The organism is Paracoccaceae bacterium Fryx2 (assembly GCA_032334235.1).
GTDB lineage: Bacteria > Pseudomonadota > Alphaproteobacteria > Rhodobacterales > Rhodobacteraceae > JAVSGI01.
The window spans coordinates 297,480-317,567 of sequence record JAVSGI010000005.1 but is presented as its reverse complement, the minus strand read 5'-3'; the positions used below and the strand labels follow the sequence as shown (position 1 = coordinate 317,567).

Here is a 20,088-nt window from a genome sequence, read left to right as displayed (position 1 = left end):
AACCCCTGCCACGAACTCCGGACCGACCAGCATGACCAGAGCCGATTCCCGCCTTGGCAAATCCGCGCGCCAGTCGCGCATCATGGAAGAGCTTCGCGCCACCCCCACCTTGCGGGTGAACGACCTGTCGGCGCGGCTGTCGGTCTCGACCGAAACGGTCCGGCGCGACCTGGCAGACCTTGACGAGGCCGGCAAGATCAACCGCACCTATGGCGGGGCGATGCGGGCGGTTCGGCCCGAACCCGGCCTTGCGGTGCGCGAAGGGCTGATGCCGGCCGAACGCGCCCGCATCGCGGACGCGGCGGTGCAGCGGGTGGACCCGGGCGACATCCTGGCGATCGGCGGCGGCGCCACCACCCTGCATTTCGCCCGGCGGCTGGCCAGTTCGCGCGACCATCTGACCGTGATCACCCATGCATTCTCGGTCGCGGCGGCGCTGGCGGCCAATGTCACCCACAAGGTGCTGATGCTGCCGGGGCAGTTCGACGGGCGCGAGGGGCTGATCCATGGCCCCGACACCGTCGAGACCCTGCACCGGTTCCATGTCAGCAAGGCGTTCCTCGGTGCCAGCGGCCTGACCGCCGAGGGGCCGAACGATGCGGGCCTCGGCCCCGGGCTGGTCTATGGCGCGATGATGCGGCGCACGGCGCAGACCTTCATCCTGGCCGATCACACCAAGTTCGACAATCCGTCGCTGACGGTCTATGGCGCGTGGTCGCGGGCCATGACCCTGATCACCGACCAGCCGCCATCTGGCAGCCTTGCTGTTGCGCTGGCCGATGCCGGGGTGGCGGTGGTCGTGGCCGGTGCCTGATGAACACCCCGTGTTCGGGCCCGCCTCCGGGGGGTTTACGCCTTGTGCGGCTGGGCGAAGTGCTTAGACTGGCACTGCATTCAGATCAGAGGTTTCATGTTGCTGAGAAAAACACTGTATTCCGCCCTGCTGGGCTGGGCTTTGGTTGCCCCGATCGCCGCCCTCGCTGCCCCCTGCGGCAACACTGGCAGCGGCTACGAGGCGTGGAAACCCGTGATGGCACGCGAAGCCGCAGCCGCGGGGGTTGGCGCACGCGGCGTCGATGCGCTGATGGGAACAAGCTACGCCACCCGGACCATCGGCGCCGACCGCAACCAGAAAAGTTTCAAGTATACGCTGGCCAGGTTCATGGAAGTGCGCGGCTCCAGCACGATCATCGCGCAGGGCCGCAAGCGTCTGGCCAAGAACCCCGAGTTCTACCGGTCGCTGGAGCGGACCTATGGCGTGCCCCCGGGCGTGGTGCTGGCGATCCACGGCATGGAAACCGCCTTTGGCGGGTTCATGGGCGACAGCAACGTGGTGTCGGCCATCGCAACCCTGGCCTACGACTGCCGCCGGACCGAGTTCTTTACCGGCCACCTGATCGCCGCACTGAAACTGGTGGACCGCGGCACGATCACCGCCGCCTCGGTCGGGGCCAAGCACGGCGAGATCGGCCACACCCAGTTCCTTCCCGGCAACGTGCTGGCCTACGGGGTCGACGGCAATGGCGACGGCCGGATCGACCTGAACAACCAGATCGACGCGCTGGCATCGACCGCGAACTTCCTCGCGCAGAAGGGCTGGCGCCCGGGCCAGGGCTATCAGCAGGGCGAGCCGAACTTCGAGGTGATCCGGCAATGGAATGCCGCGACCGTCTATCAGCAGGCCATCGCCATCATGGGTGCCGGGATCGACGACTGACCGCGCTGCAACGGTCCAGCCACAGTCCGCCCCGCACTGCGCGTTTCCCTCTTGCACAACGGCTGGCACTGTCCTAGACACCGCGTCACGCCGAACGTGGCCCGTTCGTCTATCGGTTAGGACACCAGGTTTTCAACCTGGTAAGAGGGGTTCGACTCCCCTACGGGCTGCCAATCGCTTCCTGCAAGCCATGTTCTTGCAGGATCATGCGCAAGGCGCGAAACCCCTGCCCCACCGTTTGCCCATCACAGGGTGACCCCCTGAAAGCCGCCTGCCGACGCCCCGGCGGGCGGGAAACGCTGCCGAACGGGGCTACCTCAAGGCCGGTCAACCCATCAGCATCCCGCGCACGCCCGAGGCCAGTGCGGGCTGGAATGCGTGCGTCTTGCGTGCCGGGGGAATGCATGGGGCGCGGGAACCGGCGTTCGGGATTCGCGGCGACATCGAACCTTCGCTGATGCCGGCGTTCCGGCCGGGGCTGGCGGACAGGGGCCGCGCGCGACTTCCGCTTCGGCGCAAAGGGCGCGCGGGTGCGACGGTCGGGCCGGGCAGCCATGGCCGGACCAGCGGCGACCCGAGCCCGGTCGGCACGGTTGGCAAAGGCAGTGCCGACAGGGGTCGGGCCTCGGCGTGGGTCGGGCCTCGGCGGGGGGCGGGCCTCGGCGGGGGGCGGGCCTCGGCGGGGGGCGGGCCTCGGCGGGGAGCGAGGCTCATCGACCCGACCCGCCGAAGGGCGCTTCAGCCGCCGGCTCCCGACCCGTTGCCGGCCAGAGCGGCCGCGCGCAGCAGGTCGGCAAAGCGGGCGCGGCGGGCGCCAAGGGCAGGGGCAAGCCCCGCGTCGGGCTCGATCCGGCCCAGCACCGGCAGGGGGGCGCGCAGGGAATCGGGGGATGCCCCCGCAGCGACGGATGCCAGCCGTGCCGCCCCCAGCGGCCCCGCGATGTCGGACCGGGGCAGCAGGTGCAGCGGCTGCCCCAGCGCCGTGGCCAGCAGCCGCAGCCAGAGCGCGCTGCGCGTTCCGCCCCCGACCGCGATGAACCGCGCGGGCGCGACCCCGACCGCGCGCTGCGCCGCGACGCAGTCGGCGAACTGGAAGGCCACGCCTTCCATGGTGGCATAGCCCAGCATGGCGCGGTCGACACCCGGATGCAGGCCCGACATCCGCCCCAGCGCGCCGGGGCGGTTCAGCGGCGTGCGGATGCCGGTCAGGCTGGGCAGGAACAGCGGCGCATCGGCCAGACGACCGGAGGCGGCGAAGGCCCCGGCCTCGGCGGCGAGCGTCGCGGCGTCGGTGCCGCCCAGCCGCGCCGCCCAGTCGAGCGAGGCGGTGGCGCTCATCACCACGCCCATCGACAGGAAGGTGTCGGGGGCGGCGTGGGCGCTGGTCAGGATGGCGTGCTGCGGGCCGGGGTGGAACGCGCCATCGACGATGCAGGCCACGCCCGAGGTGCCGATGGTCAGCACCGCATCGCCCGGCCGTGCCGCCCCGGCGCCAAGGGTGGAGCCCATGTTGTCGCCCGCCCCCGCCGCCACCGGCACGCCGCGCGCCATGCCCCAGCGTTGCGCCAGCGCCGGGCGCAGCGTGCCCGCCGCCTGCCACGAGGGCACCAGCGGCGGCAGGTGGTCGGGGTTCCAGCCGACCAGCGCGCAGAGGTCGGCATCCCAATTTCCGTTTGCGCAATCAAGAAGTTGCGTGCCGCCGGCGTCGGTCGGTTCGGTCGCCAGATCGCCGGTCAGCGCGAGGCGGACATAATCCTTGGTCAGGAGCAGCATCCGCGCGTCGGCCATCACCTGCGGCTCGTGCCGGTGCAGCCACAGCAGTTTCGGCGCGGTGATGCCGGGGTCGGGCGTGCCGTTGGTGCGCAGCCCGATGTCGGGGCAGCGCGCCAGCAGGTCGGCGCATTCGGCCAGGGCGCGCTGGTCGTTCCACAGGATCGCCGGGCGCAGCGGGCGCAGGTCTGCCCCCAGCAGCAGCGCCGCCAGCATCTGCCCAGACAGCCCGATGCCCGCCACGGATGCCATGGCAGCCGGGGCGTCGGCCGCCAGCCGGTCGAGGCAGGCGAACACCGCCTCGACCCACAGGTCGGCGGGCTGCTCGCTCCACCCCACCTGCGGGATCGACACGGCGATGGGCAGCGCCGCCTCGGCAAGCACGCGGTCCAGATCCTGAAACAGCACAGCCTTCACGCCAGATGTGCCAAGGTCGATGCCGATGTGCAGGCTCATGCCGCATCCCCGGCCAGCACGGCGCGGGCGGTGGCCTCGTCGGTCACGAATGTGTCGATATGCCCAAGGCCCAGCACGGCGCGGATCACCGGCACCTTGTGCGCCCCCCCCGCCGCGAGGATGACGTTGCCGATCCGGCCCAGATCGGCCAGCCCGATGCCGATCACCCGTTCGTTGATCGGGTGTGGCAGCGGCCGCCCCTGCGCGTCGATCACCGTGCCCAGAATGTCGCCCACGCCGCCCATCTCGCGCAACTCCTCCAGCGTGGTGTCTGACGGCAGGCCGTCGCGCATCAAGAGCGAGCGGCGCGAGAGGTCCCCGGCCGCCATCGCCATGGCATCGACGGTGCGCAGCTTTTCCAGCACCTCGCGGAACACGTCGAGCTGCATGATGATGTCGCGCGAGGCGGCGGAACCGGCGTAAAGCGGCGCGGTGAAATAGCTGTGCTGCGCGCCCAAGAGGTCGGCAAGCCTTGTGGTGATCTCGAAACTGTTCAGGTCGGACCCGCGGGTCAGGCCGCCCATCACCGAGATGATCTCCAGATCCGGGCGTTCGAGTGCTGCGACAAAGCGGGTCGCCATGTTCAGCGTGTTGCCCCAGGACATGCCGAACAGCCGCACCGCCGGGTCGGCCAGCACCTCGGACAGCACGTTGCCCAGCGCCGCGCCGACGATCATCTGCACGTCTTTCGGGTCGGCCGGCGACGGGGCGACATAGGCCTGCCGCAGCCCGTAGCGCGCCACCAGCGCCTGTTCCAGTTCGGCACAGGCTGCGAAGGCGGTGTTGAAGGTGATCCGCACCAGGCCGGTGCGCCGCGCCTCGGACAGCGACTTGTTCACGCGCAGCCGCGTCGCGCCCAGCTTTTCGGCCACCTTTTCCTGCGTCAGCCCCTCGACGTAATAGGCCCAGGCCACCCGCGCCAGAAAGCGTTCCTCGGCATCGACCTGCGGCAGTTTCGGGGCTCGGGGCATCGGGGTCCGTTCGGTCTGGGGTTACTTCACCGCACCCATGGTCAGCCCCCGCACCAGATGCTTCGAGGCGATCAGGGCAAAGACCAGAACCGGGATAACGATCAGGGTCGAGGTGGCCATGATCTTGCCGTAGGGCACCGAATAGCCTTCCATGAAGGTCACCACCATGGCGGGGGCCGTCTTGGCGTTCTTGGGGGCGAGGATATAGGCGAACAGAAGCTCGTTCCACGAGAAAATGAAGGACAGGATGGAAGATACCGCCACCCCCGGCATTGCCAGCGGCAGGCAGATCGAGCGGAAGATCCGCCATTGCGACGCCCCTTCCAGCATCGCCGCCTCGTCCAGCTCCCTGGGGATCGACCGGAACTGGTCGGTGCAGATCCAGATCACGATCGGCAGCGTGAAGGTCAGATACATCAGGATCAGCGCAAGGTGGGTGTCGCGCAGGCCCAACTCGCGGCTGATCAGGAACACCGGAAAGGCCAGCACCACCGGGCTGACGAAGCGGTTGGTGATGAACCAGAACCACAGATCGGTCTTGCCGCGAAACTCGAACCGGGCCAGCGCATAGGCGGCGGGCGTGCCAAGGCAGACCGCCAGCGCCGTGGTGCAGACCGCCACGATGATCGAGTTGATCAGCGACACGCCGACCTTGTCCTCGAACAGCACTTCCCAGTAATTGGCCAATGTCGGCGTGAACAGCCAGGCGGGCGGCGATTGCAGCGCCACCACCTGCGTCTTGAGGCTCGTCGTCACCATCCAGTAGAACGGAAAGATGCAGAACAGGCAGATCACCGTCAGCAGCAGCGCCTCGGCGGCAAGGTTGCGGGTGCGGGCAGAGCCAAGGGCCATCGGTCAGACCTCGCGGTAGAAGATGCGGATGTAAAGCCGCGCCAGAACGATGGTGACCGCCAGCATGATCATCGACTGCGCCGAGGCCATGCCGATGTCGAACTGCCGGTTGCCGACCCGCTCGATCAGGATGGCGATGAACTCGGTCGCGGCCCCCGGCCCGCCGCGCGTCATGGTGAAGGGCATGTCGAACAGCTTCAGCGTGTCGGCGGTGCGCAGGATCAGCACGGCGACAAGGCTGGGAATCAGGTAGGGCAGCTGCACATGGCGCAAGAGCACCCAGTGGCTTTTCGTTTCCAGCAGCGCCGCCTCCTCGATCTCGGGCGGCACGGTGGCAAGGCCCGCCAGCAGCACCAGCGCCACGAAGGGCGTCCACTGCCAGATGTCCCAGCAGATCACCGCGATGAAGGCATTGGTCGGGTCGCCAATGAAGTTCACCGGGTCGATGCCGATCCAGCCGAACATCTGGTTGATCACCCCGTATTTCTGGTTCAGCATCACCTGCGCCAGCAGGCCGACCACGGCATAGGTGGTCGCCATCGGCAGCACCAGCGCGAGCCGCGTCAGGGTCTTGAACAGCGTCAGGCCGGGGCGGTGCAGCGCCAGCGCGATGGTCAGCCCGACCGCGATCTGCACCGGCACCGACACCAGAAACAGCACGGCGGTGCGCCCCATCGCCTGCCAGAACACCGGGTCGGTCAGCACGAAGGCGTAGTTGTCCAGCCCGACGAAGCGGCTTTGCGCCATCTTGGTCAGGTTGAAGAAATGCAGGCTTTTCCACAGCGCAAAGCCCAGCGGCACGATGCCGACGATGGCGAGCGCGAAAACCGCCGGCCCCAGAAAGGCGAACAGCGTGCGGCGGCTGACTTTGGGGGTCATGGCGGCTCCGGGTCAGGAAGGGACGCCCCGGCCCGAAAGCTCGGGCCGGGGCGTTGGATCAGGCCGCGATCACTGTGCCAGCGGCTTCTTGCCGTCGTAGTAACCGGCCTCGGCCAGCACAGCCTCCATCTTCTCGCCGATGGTCTTTGCGCCCTCTTCGACGCTGACCTCGCCCAGCATCATCTTGGTGCCCCATTCCTGCACGATCTCGGTGATCGCGGGCCATTCGGCAAAGCGCGGGCGGAACTCCGGCACGCCGTCCTGCCAGCTTTCGACCAGCGCGGGGATGAACTTGTAGGTCTCGGCCAGTGCGGGGTCGGCATAGGCCGACTGCCGCGCGGGCACGCCACCAAGCTCCAGATACTTCCCGGCGTTGGCCTTCGATGTCACCCACTGGATGAACAGCCAGCCCGCCGCCTTTTCCGCGTCATCGGCCTGTGCCGCCACGGCAAGGCTGAAGCCACCGAGTGCGGGCTTGCGCCCGGCCGGGCCCTTGGGTTCCGGCGCCACGGCCAGACAATCGCCGAGCGTCGAGGTGTCGGGGCTGGCAAGGGTGGAATAAAACGCCGACCATTCCGTGATCATCGCCACGTCACCCTGCGCAAGCCCGTTCACCGCCTCGGAATGGTCATAGGCCACGATGCCGTCGGGCATGTATTGCATCAGGTCCTGCCGGAACTGCAGGCCGGTCTGGCTTTCCGGCGAATTGAGGTTCGACCTGAACTCGGCATTCAGGAAAGACCCGCCGAACGGCCACAGCACCCGGGCAAAGCTGTCGGCCGACTGCGTCTCGTTGCGCTTGGATTGCAGCGCGAAGGCGTATTTGCCGTCCTTGGTCAGCGCCGGGCCGTAAACGTCCTTCAGATCGGCCCAGGTTTCGGGCGGGCCGTCAAAGCCCGCGTCCTTCAACATGCACGAATTGTAGAACAGCAGGCCGGAATAGTTGTCGAACGGCAGGCCGTAAAGCGTGCCGTTCCATTCCCCGAACGCCTTCAGCGGCAGCGGGAAGAAATCGGCCATGTCCAGTTCGGGGTCGGCCAGGTCGGGGTTGGAGGTAAAGGTGTCCACCGGCACGACCCAGCCGTTTTCGGCAAAGTTGCCCAGCCACACCAGGTCGATCAGCGCCACGTCGATGTCGCCACCCGCCACGAAGTCGCGGACCTGTTCGCCCAGCGCATTCTCGTAGGGAACCGTGGTGTGGTTGACCTTGATCCCGGTCGCGGCCTCGAATTCGGGCAGCATGGCCTTGGCCGCGGCATAGCCCGGCCGGTCGAGGAACAGCACGTCGACCGTGGTTCCGGCATAGGGTTTGGCGGCTTCCTCCAGCGTCCAGGCGCTGGCCGGACTGCCTGCCGCCAGCGCAGCCGCAGCGGCGAGCGCAAGCGTGCTCGCATGCATCTTGAGTGTCATGTTTCCCTCCCAGGTATGACGGCGTTTCGCGGTTGACTTCCATTTGTAACGCCTGACATATAAATGTATCAAGCGGGGTTCGAGTCAACGCTAAAGTTGCCGTGGGGCGGCGGGGGGCAAGCACGATGGCCGAAGTCCGGCTCAGCGGCGTGAACAAGTTCTACGGGGCGCAGCAGGCGCTGTTCGACATCGACCTTGAGGTGGCGAACGGCGAATTCGTGGTGTTCGTCGGCCCCTCGGGCTGCGGCAAGTCCACGCTTCTGCGCTGCATCGCCGGGCTTGAGCCGATCAGCGGCGGGGGGATCGGCATCGGCGGGCGCGATGTCAGCGATCTGGCACCATCCGAGCGCGACGTGGCGATGGTGTTCCAGTCCTACGCGCTTTACCCGCACATGACGGTGCGCGAAAACATGGATTTCGGCATGAAGATCAACAATTTCCCCGCAGAGGAGCGCAAGGCCCGGATAGCCGAGGCCGCGCGCGTGCTGCAACTGGGCGATTACCTCGACCGCAAGCCAGCGCATCTTTCCGGCGGGCAGCGCCAGCGCGTGGCGATCGGGCGGGCCATCGTCAAGAAACCCGCCGTGTTCCTGTTCGACGAGCCGCTGTCGAACCTTGACGCCAAGCTGCGGGTGCAGATGCGCGTCGAGCTTGAGGCGCTGCACACCGAACTGGCGGCGACGATGATCTACGTCACCCACGACCAAGTCGAGGCGATGACCATGGCCGACAAGATCGTGGTGCTGAACCGCGGCCGGATCGAGCAGGTCGGCAGCCCGCTTGACCTTTACCACCACCCCGACAGCGAATTTGTCGCGGGCTTCATCGGGGCGCCGAGCATGAATTTCCTCGACGTGACGGTGGCCGGCGGGCGGTTGACATGCGACGGGACCGCCCTGCCCCTTGACGCGCCCGCGTCGGCGGTGCGTCTGGGCATCCGGCCCGAGCATCTGGTGATCCTGCCGGAAGGTGGGGGCGACCTTGCGGCGGTGGTCAACCTGCGCGAAACCCTTGGCGGCGATGCCTACCTTTATGTGACGACCCGCGGCGGGCAGAAACTGGTGGTGCGCGCCGAGGGCGACACGCCCCTGACAAATGGCGCGGCAATCGGCCTTGGCCTGCCGCCCGCCAGGGTGCATCTGTTCGGGGCGGACGGGCGCAGGCTGACCTCTGGCGGGGTCGCGGCATGACAGCGCCACGGATCATCACCGATGCGGTGGCGCTCTCATCGACGGTGGCCGAGGTCGTGGTGGGCCGCGGCGTGATCGCGCAGGCGGGCGCGCTGCTGCGACGCCATTTCGGCCCGGGGCCTGCCGTGCTGATCGCGGATGAAAATACCTGGGCCGCAGCCGGGGCGGCGGTCGAGGCCGCGCTCCGGGCCGCAGGCATCGCCACCACCCGCCACATCCTGCCCGCCGTCCCGCGCCCCAAGCCGACCGTGGCGCTGGGGGATGTGCTGCGCGACCTGCTGGCGGCGTCTGACGCGACGCCGGTTGCCGTCGGGTCTGGCGTGATCAACGATGTGGTGAAATACGCGGCCTTCGGGTTGGACCGCCCCTACCTCTGCGTCGCCACGGCGGCGTCGATGGATGGCTACACCTCGGCCGGCGCGCCGCTGTCCGACCGGGGGTTCAAGAAGACCATCCAGTGCCGACCGGCCAAGGTGGTGCTGGGCGATCTGGACGTGATCGCCGCCGCCCCGCTGGCGATGACCGGCTGGGGCTACGGCGATCTGGCGGGCAAGGTGCCGGCCGGCGCCGACTGGATAGTGGCCGACGCCTTGGGAATCGAGCCGGTCGATACCGTCGCCTGGCCCATGGTGCAGGACGGGCTGGCGGGCTGGCTGGCAGAGCCTTCCCGCATCGCGGCGGGCGATCCGGCCGCCATCGCGGGCCTGTTCACCGGGCTGACGCTGGTCGGGCTGGCGATGGAACTGCACGGCTCCTCCCGCCCCGCCTCGGGCGCCGATCACCAGATCGCGCACCTGTGGGAAATGGAGGATCTGATGCAGGACGGCGAGCGAGTCAGCCATGGCGCCTGCGTTGCGGTGGGCTGCGTTGCGGCGCTGGGGCTTTACGAATGGCTGCTGGCGCGAGGGCCGGGCGGGCTTGATGCCGGGGCAATCGTGGCGCGTGCCCCCGACATGGCGGCCAAGGCGGCAGAGATCCGTGCCGCCTTCGGGCCGGGCGAGATTGCCGACCGCGCCATCGAGGAAACCCGCGCCAAGCATCTCGACCCGGCCGCCCACCGCGCCCGGCTGGAGTGCATCGCCGCCGCCTGGCCCAGCATGGCCGTCCGGCTGCGCGGCAAGCTGCTGCCCGCCGCCACGATGGCCGCACAATTGCGCGCGGCCGGCGCCCCGGCGCGTGCCGCCGACATCGGCGTGACCCCGCCCCATCTGCGCGCCACTATCGCCCATGCCCGCTTCCTGCGCAGCCGCTACACCGTGCTCGATCTGTTCGACCAGACCGGGCTGCTGGCGCAGGCGATTGCCGAAACCGTGCCCGATACCGGGGGCGACGCATGACCCCCTACTCCGATCTGGTCGCCCGCGCCGCGCGCGAGATGGCTGACGCCGCCACCGGGGTGGACCCGGGCGCGCTGGCCGGTCTGGTTGCCGAACTGGCGCAGGCCCGCCGAATTGTCGCTCATGGCGTCGGGCGCGAGGGGCTGATGATGCGCGCGCTGGCGATGCGGCTTTACCACCTCGGGCTGGACGCGCATGTGGTGGGCGACATGTCCGCCCCGCCAGTCGGCCCCGGCGACCTGCTGCTGGTCAGCGCCGGGCCGGGGGCGTTCTCGACCGTGGCCGCCTTGGTGGGGGTGGCGCGCGTGGCGGCGGCGCGCACCGTCTGCGTCACCGCGCAGCCGCAGGGGGCGGTGCCGCTGGCCTGCGATCTGGTGCTGGTGATCCCGGCGCAGACCATGGCGGATGATGCGGCGCAGGCCTCGGTCCTGCCGATGGGGTCGCTCTATGAAGGCGCGCAGTATCTGGTGTTCGAGATCCTCATCCTGCATTTGCGGGATCACCTGAACGTCGACCCCGCCGCGATGCGCGCCCGGCACACCAATCTGGAGTAAGCCATGCCGCAGTGGGTGGACCGTTTCGCGCTGACCGGGCGGCGCGCCCTTGTCACCGGGGCCTCGAAAGGCATCGGGGCCGAGATCTGCGCGGTGTTTGCCGATGCCGGGGCCGATATCGTGGCAGTGGCGCGCGACGCGGCGGGGCTGGCCGCCACGGCCGAAGCGGTGCGGGACACCGGGCGGCGCTGCCTGACGATCAGCGCCGATCTGGCCAGCCGCGACGGGCCTGTGACCGCCGCGCGCACGGCACTGGCCGAATGGGGCACCATCGACATTCTGGTCAATGCCGCGGGCATCGCCCGCGTCGCCCCGGCGCTGGACCTGAGCCTTGACGACTGGCAAGACACCATGGCCGTCAACCTGCGCGCGCCCTTCCTGCTGGCGCAGGCGCTGGCCCCGGCGATGATCGCGCAGCGCCGGGGCAAGATCATCAACATCTCCAGCCAGACCGGGGTGATCGCGCTCGACGACCACGCGGCCTATGCGGCCTCGAAGGGCGGTCTGAACGCCCTGACAAAGTCGCTCTGCGCCGAATGGGCGCGGTTCAACCTGCAGGTCAACGCGATCTGCCCGACCGTGATCCTGACACCGATGGGCGCCGAGGTCTGGGGCGACCCGGCAAAAGGCGCACCCTTGATCAACGCAACCCCGGCACGGCGTTTCGGCCAGCCGGTCGAGGTGGCCGACATGGCGCTTTACCTCGCTTCGCCCGCGTCCGATCTGGTGAATGGCGCGCTGATGATGATCGAAGGGGGCTACTCCAGTGTCTGAAACCTGGGATGCCGACCGGGCCTTCGCCCGGTATGAGGCGGTGCGCGCCCGCCTGCCCGCCACGACGTTCCCCGCTGTTTCGGTGCAGGCGCGCGATCTGGGAGAGGTGGCCGGACGCTACGACGCCTTCGTGCTCGACGCCTTCGGGGTGCTGAACGTGGGCGACACGCCGATCCCCGGGGCGGTGGCACGGATGGCGGACCTGCGCGCCATGGGAAAGCGGCTGGTGGTGCTGACCAACGCAGCCTCCTACACCCGTGCCGAGGCGCTGGTGAAATACCGCCGACTGGGGTTCGACTTCACCGCCGACGAGGTGGTGTCGTCGCGCGATGTCGCAGCGGCGCGGCTGGCGGCCATTGCGCCGGGCACGCGCTGGGGGGCAATTGCGGCGGCGGGCGACGGTTTTGCGGACATTCCGGGCCGGGTGTTCGACGTGATCGACACGGCCCGCGGGTTCGATCTGGCCGAGGGGTTCCTGTTCCTGTCCTCTGTGCGCTGGACGCCTGCGCTTCAGGATCGGCTGGCGCAGGCGCTGGCGCGCAGCCCCCGGCCGCTGGTGGTGGCCAACCCCGATCTGGTCGCCCCGCGCGAGGACGGGCTGTCGCTGGAGCCGGGGCTTTACGCCCATGATCTGGCCGACAGGACGGGGGTGCAGCCGCACTGGTTCGGCAAGCCCTTCGCTGACGGCTTCGCCGATGCCCGCGCCCGGCTGGGCGACCTTCCGGCCCACCGCATCGCCATGGTCGGCGACACGCTGCACACCGACATTCTGGGCGGGGCGGCAGCGGGGATGGGCACCATCCTGATCACCGCACACGGGCTGTTCGCAGGGCGCGATGTCGCGGACTACATTGCGCGGTCGGGCATCGTGCCGGATGTGATTGCGCAGACGACCTGACGCGGCGCTTCACCGAGAACTGGCTGCGACGCGTTTCCGCGCCGGGCCTGACTGCCCGTCGGGTTCTTGAGACTTCACTTCAACGTCGCGCCTCAACATGATGTTTTATATTAAGTATTGATCGGCTCCGCGCGTCAGTCCGGCATCCACGCCCGGGCCTGCGGCGGTCCCAGCCGCAGCAGGTCCACCGCGCGGGCGGCGATCTGGTCCACCACCTCGGCCAGCGAGGCCGGGCGCAGGTAGAAGGCGGGCACCGGCGGCAGGATGATCGCGCCCATTTCCGTGGCCTGCGCCATGTTGCGCAGATGTGCCAGCGTCAGCGGCGCCTCGCGCGCCAAGAGCACCAGCGGGCGGCGTTCCTTCAGCTGCACCGAGGCCGCGCGGGTCAGCAGGTTGTCGTCCAGCCCCAGCGCCACCGCGGCAAGGCTGCGCATCGAACAGGGCGCCACGATCATCCCGGCCACCGGGTATGACCCCGAGGCGATGGCCGCGCCGACATCGGCCAGATCATGCACCCGGTCCACCAGACCGCGCAGATCGTCCAGCGCCTCCGGCCCGACCTCCTCGGCCAGGGTGCGGGCGGCGGCGCGGCTGACCACCAGATCGACCAGCACCCCCGCCTGCGCCAGATGCCGCGCCACCGCCGGGGCCAGCGCCGCCCCCGATGCGCCGGAAACGCCCAGAACCACCCTCATCCCTTCAGCCCCGCGCGGGCCAGCAGCGCCGTGGCAAAGGCTTCGGCCTCGGGGCTTTGCGCCATCACCTGCCCCCATTCGCGGTGGGTCTCGGCGCCGATCTTGTTGGTGGCATCGAACCCGATCTTGCCCGCCAGACCCGGTTCGGGCGAGGCGAAATCGAGGTAGTCCATCGGCGTGCGGTCGAGCAGCACCACGTCGCGCGACGGGTCCATCCGGGTCGAAAGCGCCCAGGCGATATCGTCCCAGTTGCGCGGGTCGATGTCCTCATCGACCACGATCACCATCTTGGTGTAGGAAAACTGCGCCAGCATCCCCCACAGCGCCAGCATCACCCGCCGCCCCTGCCCCGGATAGCGCTTGTCGATCTGCACCACCGCGATGCGGTAGGAACAGGCGGCGGGCGGCAGCCACAGGTCGCGCACTTCCGGAATCGACTGGCGGATCACCGGCAGCGCCAGTTCGTTGAACACCTCGCCGATCACCGAGGGCTCGTCGGGCGGCCGGCCGGTGTGGGTGGTAAGATACAGCGGGTCGCGGCGGTGGGTGATCGCGGTGACCCGCATCACCGGAAAGACATCGACCGAGTTGTAATACCCGGTATGGTCGCCGAACGGCCCCTCGGGCGCGGTCTCGCCGGGGTGGACCCAGCCTTCCAGGATGATCTCGGCCTCGGCGGGCACCATCAGCGGCACCGAATGCGCAGGCGTCAGCGTGGTGCGCGACGCCCGCAGCACGCCCGAGAAGGTCAGCTCCGACACGCCCTCGGGCAGTGGCAGCGCCGCCGACAGCAGCAGCGCCGGGTCTGCCCCCAGCGCGATCGCCACCGGCATCGGCTCGCCCGCCTGCGCCCAGCTGCGATGATGCGCCGCACCCCCGCGATGCGCCAGCCAGCGCAGGATCAGGCGGTCGCGGTCCAGCACCTGCGCGCGGTAGACCCCGGCGTTGTAGGTGGAAACATCGGCGGTCAGCGACCCGCGCGGCCGGGTCAGAACCACCGGCCAGGTGATCAGCGGCCCGGCATCGCCCGGCCAGCACACCGGCACCGGAATCTGCCCCAGATCGACATCCGCACCCGTCTGCACCTCGGCCTGCACCGGGGCGCGGCGCAGCACGCGGGGGCGGGTGTTCAGCGCGGCCTGCAGATGCGGCCAGCGCGACAGGGCGTCGCGCATCCCCGCAACCGGCGCGGGAACCCGCAAAGCGGCCAGAAACGCCCCGAATTCCCCGATCTGCGCCGGTTCCAGCCCCAGCCCCGCCGCAACCCGCGCCCGCGTGCCGAACAGGTTGGCCACCAGCGGCATCGCCACCCGGCCCTGCGGCCCGGTCACATGGTCAAAGCGCAGCACCGGCCCGCCCGCACGCAGCACGCGGCTGGCGACGGCCGTGGTCTCGTGCCGCAGCGACACCGGATCGCGAATCGTCGTCAGATCGTCGCGCCCTGCGCACCAGTCGAGAAAGGTCCGGAGTTCGGGAAAGGGGGGCAGGCTGCGCATCGTCACCTCGTTGGTTGCCGCCTGCCCTAACAGCCCCGCGCCTGCCCCGAGTTGACCCATGTCAAATCCCCCCCGCGCCACGGGTGCTAGCAGGGGCCATGCTTGGCGACCGGCCAGCCCCGAAAAACAGGCAAGGACCCCATGCCCGACTTCCCATCCTTCCCCAGACCCCTCGCCGGGGCGATGCGGCTTTTGCCGACGCCGCCGCTGTCGGTGGCGCTGACCGTGCTGACGCGCAAGATCCTGCAGGGCCATCCCGGCCTTGTCACCCGGCTGGGCGACCAGGCGGGCAAACGCTTCGCGCTCGACCCGACCGACCTGCCGCTGGTGCTTGTGCTGAGCCTGCCCGACGGGCGGGCGCGCATTTCGGTGCAGCGCGATGCCAGCGGCGCGGATTGCCGCATCGCGGGCAAGCTGTCGGCGCTGCTGGGTCTGGTGCATGGCGCGGTGGATGGCGACGCGCTGTTCTTCTCGCGCGATGTGGTGATCGAGGGCGACACCGAGGCGGCGCTTGCCCTGCGCAACGCGGTCGATGATGCCGAGATCGACCTGGCCTGCGAAATCGAGCGGCTGGCGCCCCCGCTGGCCCCGCTGCTGAAACGGCTGATCGCGCAGGCCGAACGGCGCAGCGGCGTCGCCCTGACCCGCGCAACGGAGGTGATCTGATGGAACTCGTCTGCCCGGCCGGCACCCCCGCCGCCATGCGCGCCGCCGTCGAGGCGGGGGCACATGCGATCTATTGCGGCTTTGCCGATGAAACCAACGCCCGCAACTTTCCCGGCCTGAACTTCTCGCGCGCCGAACTGGCCGAGGGCGTGGCCCATGCCCACCGCCACGGCGCCAAGGTGCTGGTGGCGATCAACACCTTCCCGCGCGCCGGGGGCGAACAACTCTGGCACCGCGCGGTGGCCGATGCCGAACGCGCGGGCGCGGATGCGGTGATTCTGGCCGATGTCGGCCTGCTGGCCCATGCCGCGACGCATCACCCCAACCTGCGCCGCCACCTGTCGGTGCAGGCGGCGGCGGCCAATGCCGACGTGATCAACTTCTACGCCGCCGAATTTGGCATCAAGCGGGTGGTCCTGCCGCGCGTGCTGACCGTGGCCGAGATTGCCGCGATCAACCGCGAAACCGAGGTGGAAACCGAGGTCTTCGTGTTCGGCGGCCTGTGCGTGATGGCCGAGGGGCGCTGTTCGCTGTCGTCCTATGCCACCGGCAAGTCGCCGAACATGAACGGCGTCTGCTCGCCCGCGAGCCATGTGGTCTATGACACCGAAGGGCAGGATCTGGTGGCGCGGCTGGGGGGTTTCACCATCCACCGCGTCGGTGCGGGCGATCCGGCCCCCTACCCCACGCTCTGCAAGGGCTGCTTCACCTCGGACGGCGAGACGGGCCACGTGTTCGACGACCCCGCCAGCCTGAACGCGACCGAGCTTCTGCCGCAACTGGCCAAAGCCGGGGTCTGCGCGCTGAAGATCGAGGGGCGGCAGCGCAGCCGGGCCTATGTGGCACAGGTGGTGCGCAGCTTCCGCGCCGCGATCGACGCGCTGGAGGCGGGGAAACCGATGCCGGTCGGCGCGCTGGCCGCTCTGTCGGAAGGTCAGGCGATGACCACCGGCGCCTATGCAAAGAAATGGCGGTGACATGATGGACCTGACCCTTGGCCCGATCCAGTTCTACTGGGATGCCGCGCGCATCCGCGACTTCTACGCCCGCATCGCCGATGAAACCCCGGTCGCCCGCGTCGTGCTGGGCGAGCTGGTCTGTTCCAAGCGCCTGCCCTTCTGGCAGCACGAGATTCCGCTGGCGGTGGAACGGCTGCGCGCGGCGGGGAAAGAGGTGATCCTGACCTCGCTGGCGCTGATCACGCTGAAGCGCGAGCGCCAGATGACCGACGAGTTGGCCGAGGCCGGCGCAATGGTCGAAATTGCCGACCTGACCGCGCTGGCGCATCTGCCCCCCGGCACGCCCTTCAGCGTCAGCCCGCTGATCAACGTCTATAACGAGGGCACACTGGGCTGGCTGGCGTCGCGCGGCGCGAAACGCGTCTGCCTGCCGCCCGAATTGCAGCCCGAGGCCGTGGCGCGGCTCGCGGCCGAAGGCGCGCGGCTGGGTGTCTCGGTCGAGGTCTGGGGCTTTGGCCGCCTGCCGCTGGCGATCTCGGGGCGCTGCTACCACGCCCGCCTGCATGACCGCGCCAAGGATTCCTGCCAGTTCGTCTGCAACGTCGATCTCGACGGCCGCCGGGTGGATACCATGGATGGCCAGCAGTTCCTTGCGGTGAACGGGGTGCAGACCCTGTCGGCCGCCACCGCCTTTGCCGGGCAGGACGACATCGCCCGGCTGGCGGGCGCGGGCATCACCGCGCTGCGCCTCTCGCCGCAGACCGGCGACATGGTGGCGCTGACCCGGGCCTTTGCCGATGCGCTGCAAGGCAACGGCGACCCGGCGGTGCTGGAGGCTGCGGCCCGCGCGGCAGCCCCCGACGGGCAGCTGGCGAACGGCTATCTGCGCGGCCAGGCCGGGGCGAACTGGGTCGCGGCCTGACCAACGCGCGCCGCGCCGTTTCCCGGTCGGCGCGCTTTTCTCTGCATCCTGCTGAAAAAGCTTATGCCTTGGCATCAGTCGCGCTAGATATCACATCGCACCCGGGCCCGAGATCGGCACCGGGGCGTGCCACCACAGGATGCCGATGCCCGACAGCCCGATCATATCCTTGCGCCACGTCTCCAAACGCTTCGGCGACTTTGCGGCGCTGAGCGACGTGTCGCTGGACGTGGCGCAGGGCGAGCGCGTGGTGGTGTGCGGGCCTTCGGGTTCGGGAAAATCGACCCTGATCCGCTGCATCAACGGGCTTGAAAGCCACGACGCCGGTCAGGTGATGGTCGAGGGGCAGGAACTCGGCGCGCCGGGCACCGACCTGCGCACCCTGCGTCAGCATGTCGGAATGGTGTTCCAGCAGTTCAACCTGTTTCCTCACCTGACGGTATTGCAGAACCTGACCCTTGGCCCGATGCGGGTGCGCAAGCTGTCGCGCACGCAAGCCGAGGCGCAGGCGCACCGCTATCTGGACCTGGTGCGCATCCCCGAACAGGCGGGCAAATACCCCGCGCAACTGTCGGGCGGCCAGCAGCAGCGCGTCGCCATCGCGCGGTCACTGTGCATGGAATGCCGGGTGCTGCTGTTCGACGAGCCGACCTCGGCGCTTGACCCCGAGATGATCAAGGAAGTGCTCGACGTGATGGTGGATCTTGCGCAGGGCGGCATGACCATGGTCTGCGTCACGCACGAGATGGGCTTTGCCCGCAAGGTGGCCGATACCATGGTGTTCATGGAGGGCGGGCGCATTGTCGAGACCGCCGCGCCCGAACGGTTCTTCACCGCCCCGGCCAGCCCGCGCCTCGCGCTGTTCCTCAGCCAGATTCTGGAGCACTGATGGCTGTCGGCGCGGCATACCGGCGGGGCCTTGCCTCGGGCACCAGCAGCCTGCTGCAATATCTGCTGGTGATGGGGGGCCTCGGCTACCTGATCTGGCAGGGCGCGCAGGCGATGGACTACGATTGGCAATGGCACCGCGTGCCGCAATATTTCTGGCGCCGGACGGATGCCGGTTTCGAATGGGGCGAACTGCCGGTCGGGCTGGTGGCGACGCTGATCCTGTCCGGCCTCGCCTTCGTGCTGGCGCTGGCGCTGGGGCTGGTGGTGGCGCTCTTGCGCCTGTCGGGGCTGGTGACGGGGCGGGCGCTGGCCGTGGTGTTTCTGGAACTGGTGCGCAACACGCCGCTGCTGGTGCTGATCTACCTCTTTTACTACGTGCTCGGCCCGATCTTCGACATGGACCGCACCACCGCCGCCGTGGTCTGCCTTGGCGTCTTTCACGGCGCGCTGATGTCCGAGATCTTTCGCGCGGGCATCAACGCCGTGCCCGCCGGGCAATGGGAGGCCGCGCGCAGCATCGGGCTGACGCCGTTTCAGGTCCATGCCTATGTGGTGCTGCCGCAGACGGTGCGGTTCCTCTTGCCGCCGATGACGGGCGAGGCGATCCATCTGGTAAAAAGCTCTGCCATCGTCAGCGTCATCGCGGTGGCGGAACTGACGACGATGGGTCGAAACATCATCTCGGACACCTACATGAGCTTCGAGATCTGGTTCACCATCGCCGCGATGTATCTGGTGGTGACGCTGGCCCTTTCGGTTCTGGCCCACCGGCTGGAACGCGCCTACGCGGTTGCCGACTGACCGCAATTCGAACCTGCAACAAGGAGTTCACGCATGACATTGAAAAGACGGGTTTTTGCAGCGGGGCTTGCCGTTGCCATGGCGGCCCTGCTGGCGCTGCCGCAGGCCGCACTTGCGCAGCAAAGCGCGATTGCCGACATCCAGCAGCGCGGCGCAATCAAGATCGGGCTGTCGCTGTTCGTGCCGTGGTCGATGCGCGACAAGACGGGCGAATTGATCGGGTTCGAGCTTGATGTCGGCCGCAAGCTGGCCGAGGATATGGGCGTCGATGTCGAATTCGTGCCCACCGCCTGGGACGGCATCATCCCGGCACTGGTCGCGGGCAAGTTCGACGTGATCATCTCGGGCATGTCGGTGACGCCCGCCCGCAACCTAACGGTCAACTTTTCCGACCCCTATGCCTATTCGGCCACCACGCTGATGGCCAACAAGACCATGACCGAAGGGTTCAGCGAGGACGACTACAACAAGCCCGAGGTGATCTTTGCCGCACGGCGCGGCGGCACGCCGGCCACGCTGATCGCGCAGCGGTTTCCGCAGGCGCAGCTTTTGCTGTTCGACGAGGATGGCGCCGCGACGCAGGAGGTGCTGAACGGCAAGGCGCATGCCACCATGGCCTCGCTGCCGACCCCGGCGCTGGAGGCGGCCAAGCACCCCGACGTGCTGCATGTGCCGTTCGACACCAACTACGACAGCGCCGCCGAGGCCTTCGTGCTGCGCAAGGGCGACCCCGACGCGCTGAACTTCTTCGACAACTGGATCGCCGCGAAATGGCGTGACGGCTTCTTGGAAGACCGGCACAACTACTGGTTCAAGACCGTCGAATGGCAGGATCAGGTCGCAGAGTGAC

Annotated in this window: 20 protein-coding genes and 1 tRNA gene; 14 read left to right on the top strand and 7 right to left on the bottom strand. The window is 68.8% G+C overall.

The genetic code is table 11. The annotated features are described in order from the left end of the window. Window positions 1-31 precede the first annotated feature (31 nt). The 3 genes from RNZ50_10795 to RNZ50_10785 all read left to right on the top strand — a co-directional run bounded on the left by RNZ50_10795 (window position 32) and on the right by RNZ50_10785 (window position 1,890). On the top strand, window positions 32-814 hold the full coding sequence (locus RNZ50_10795; GenBank protein ID MDT8855491.1) for a DeoR/GlpR family DNA-binding transcription regulator: 783 nt from the start codon (window positions 32-34) through the stop codon (window positions 812-814). Window positions 815-910: 96 nt separating this feature from the next. Then, on the top strand, window positions 911-1,717 hold the full coding sequence (locus tag RNZ50_10790; GenBank protein MDT8855490.1) for a lytic murein transglycosylase: 807 nt from the start codon (window positions 911-913) through the stop codon (window positions 1,715-1,717). Window positions 1,718-1,815: 98 nt separating this feature from the next. Beyond that, window positions 1,816-1,890, top strand: a tRNA-Glu gene (locus RNZ50_10785). Between the two features lie 565 nt (window positions 1,891-2,455). Here the strand turns inward: RNZ50_10785 and RNZ50_10780 are convergent. The 5 genes from RNZ50_10780 to RNZ50_10760 form a co-directional block, all read right to left on the bottom strand. Beyond that, window positions 2,456-3,943 (bottom strand): FGGY family carbohydrate kinase, encoded by a 1,488-nt coding sequence (locus RNZ50_10780; protein MDT8855489.1) that lies wholly within the window; start codon window positions 3,941-3,943, stop codon window positions 2,456-2,458. After that, a complete protein-coding gene (locus tag RNZ50_10775; protein ID MDT8855488.1) occupies window positions 3,940-4,914 on the bottom strand; it encodes a sugar-binding transcriptional regulator in 975 nt (324 codons plus the stop codon). Before RNZ50_10775 ends, RNZ50_10780 begins: the two co-directional genes overlap by 4 nt. Before the next feature lie 21 nt (window positions 4,915-4,935). Next, the gene (locus tag RNZ50_10770) at window positions 4,936-5,766 is read right to left on the bottom strand and encodes a carbohydrate ABC transporter permease (GenBank protein ID MDT8855487.1); all 831 of its coding nucleotides are present in this window, start codon (window positions 5,764-5,766) and stop codon (window positions 4,936-4,938) included. A 3-nt stretch (window positions 5,767-5,769) separates the two neighbouring features. Beyond that, window positions 5,770-6,645 carry a sugar ABC transporter permease gene (locus tag RNZ50_10765; GenBank protein MDT8855486.1) on the bottom strand — a complete coding sequence of 292 codons (876 nt, stop codon included), beginning with the start codon at window positions 6,643-6,645 and terminating at the stop codon, window positions 5,770-5,772. A 69-nt stretch (window positions 6,646-6,714) separates the two neighbouring features. Then, on the bottom strand, window positions 6,715-8,055 hold the full coding sequence (locus RNZ50_10760) for a sugar ABC transporter substrate-binding protein (GenBank protein MDT8855485.1): 1,341 nt from the start codon (window positions 8,053-8,055) through the stop codon (window positions 6,715-6,717). A gap of 125 nt (window positions 8,056-8,180) precedes the next feature. Here RNZ50_10760 and ugpC point away from each other — a divergent pair, with 125 nt between their 5' ends. From ugpC to RNZ50_10735, 5 genes are read left to right on the top strand one after another with little or no spacing between them, the layout of a single operon-like run. Further along, window positions 8,181-9,245 carry a sn-glycerol-3-phosphate ABC transporter ATP-binding protein UgpC gene (gene ugpC, locus RNZ50_10755; GenBank protein ID MDT8855484.1) on the top strand — a complete coding sequence of 355 codons (1,065 nt, stop codon included), beginning with the start codon at window positions 8,181-8,183 and terminating at the stop codon, window positions 9,243-9,245. Beyond that, window positions 9,242-10,582, top strand: coding sequence for a sn-glycerol-1-phosphate dehydrogenase (locus RNZ50_10750; protein MDT8855483.1), 1,341 nt, complete (start codon window positions 9,242-9,244; stop codon window positions 10,580-10,582). The genes ugpC and RNZ50_10750 overlap by 4 nt, the downstream gene beginning before the upstream one ends. Further along, window positions 10,579-11,136, top strand: a complete 558-nt coding sequence (locus tag RNZ50_10745) for a 6-phospho-3-hexuloisomerase (protein ID MDT8855482.1) — start codon at window positions 10,579-10,581, stop codon at window positions 11,134-11,136. Before RNZ50_10750 ends, RNZ50_10745 begins: the two co-directional genes overlap by 4 nt. Window positions 11,137-11,139: 3 nt before the next feature. Further along, window positions 11,140-11,910 carry an SDR family oxidoreductase gene (locus RNZ50_10740; protein MDT8855481.1) on the top strand — a complete coding sequence of 257 codons (771 nt, stop codon included), beginning with the start codon at window positions 11,140-11,142 and terminating at the stop codon, window positions 11,908-11,910. Further along, window positions 11,903-12,808, top strand: coding sequence for an HAD hydrolase-like protein (locus RNZ50_10735; protein MDT8855480.1), 906 nt, complete (start codon window positions 11,903-11,905; stop codon window positions 12,806-12,808). Before RNZ50_10740 ends, RNZ50_10735 begins: the two co-directional genes overlap by 8 nt. Before the next feature lie 134 nt (window positions 12,809-12,942). Here RNZ50_10735 and RNZ50_10730 read toward each other — a convergent pair whose 3' ends face one another. Both RNZ50_10730 and RNZ50_10725 read right to left on the bottom strand, forming a co-directional pair. Next, the gene (locus RNZ50_10730; protein ID MDT8855479.1) at window positions 12,943-13,503 is read right to left on the bottom strand and encodes a UbiX family flavin prenyltransferase; all 561 of its coding nucleotides are present in this window, start codon (window positions 13,501-13,503) and stop codon (window positions 12,943-12,945) included. After that, entirely contained in the window at window positions 13,500-14,999 is a 1,500-nt protein-coding gene (locus RNZ50_10725) for a UbiD family decarboxylase (GenBank protein ID MDT8855478.1), read from the bottom strand. Before RNZ50_10725 ends, RNZ50_10730 begins: the two co-directional genes overlap by 4 nt. 141 nt (window positions 15,000-15,140) lie before the next feature. Between RNZ50_10725 and RNZ50_10720 the strand changes: the two genes are divergently transcribed. From RNZ50_10720 to RNZ50_10695, 6 genes are all read left to right on the top strand, one after another. Continuing rightward, window positions 15,141-15,665, top strand: a complete 525-nt coding sequence (locus RNZ50_10720; GenBank protein ID MDT8855477.1) for an SCP2 sterol-binding domain-containing protein — start codon at window positions 15,141-15,143, stop codon at window positions 15,663-15,665. Then, window positions 15,665-16,642 carry a peptidase U32 family protein gene (locus RNZ50_10715; protein ID MDT8855476.1) on the top strand — a complete coding sequence of 326 codons (978 nt, stop codon included), beginning with the start codon at window positions 15,665-15,667 and terminating at the stop codon, window positions 16,640-16,642. The genes RNZ50_10720 and RNZ50_10715 overlap by 1 nt, the downstream gene beginning before the upstream one ends. A 4-nt stretch (window positions 16,643-16,646) precedes the next feature. Beyond that, complete coding sequence (locus RNZ50_10710; GenBank protein ID MDT8855475.1) at window positions 16,647-17,546, top strand: U32 family peptidase; 900 nt, start codon at window positions 16,647-16,649, stop codon at window positions 17,544-17,546. Window positions 17,547-17,691: 145 nt separating this feature from the next. Further along, window positions 17,692-18,435 (top strand): amino acid ABC transporter ATP-binding protein, encoded by a 744-nt coding sequence (locus RNZ50_10705; protein ID MDT8855474.1) that lies wholly within the window; start codon window positions 17,692-17,694, stop codon window positions 18,433-18,435. Continuing rightward, complete coding sequence (locus RNZ50_10700) at window positions 18,435-19,238, top strand: amino acid ABC transporter permease (protein ID MDT8855473.1); 804 nt, start codon at window positions 18,435-18,437, stop codon at window positions 19,236-19,238. The genes RNZ50_10705 and RNZ50_10700 overlap by 1 nt, the downstream gene beginning before the upstream one ends. A gap of 33 nt (window positions 19,239-19,271) precedes the next feature. Beyond that, window positions 19,272-20,087, top strand: a complete 816-nt coding sequence (locus RNZ50_10695) for a transporter substrate-binding domain-containing protein (protein ID MDT8855472.1) — start codon at window positions 19,272-19,274, stop codon at window positions 20,085-20,087. Window position 20,088: the final 1 nt, after the last annotated feature.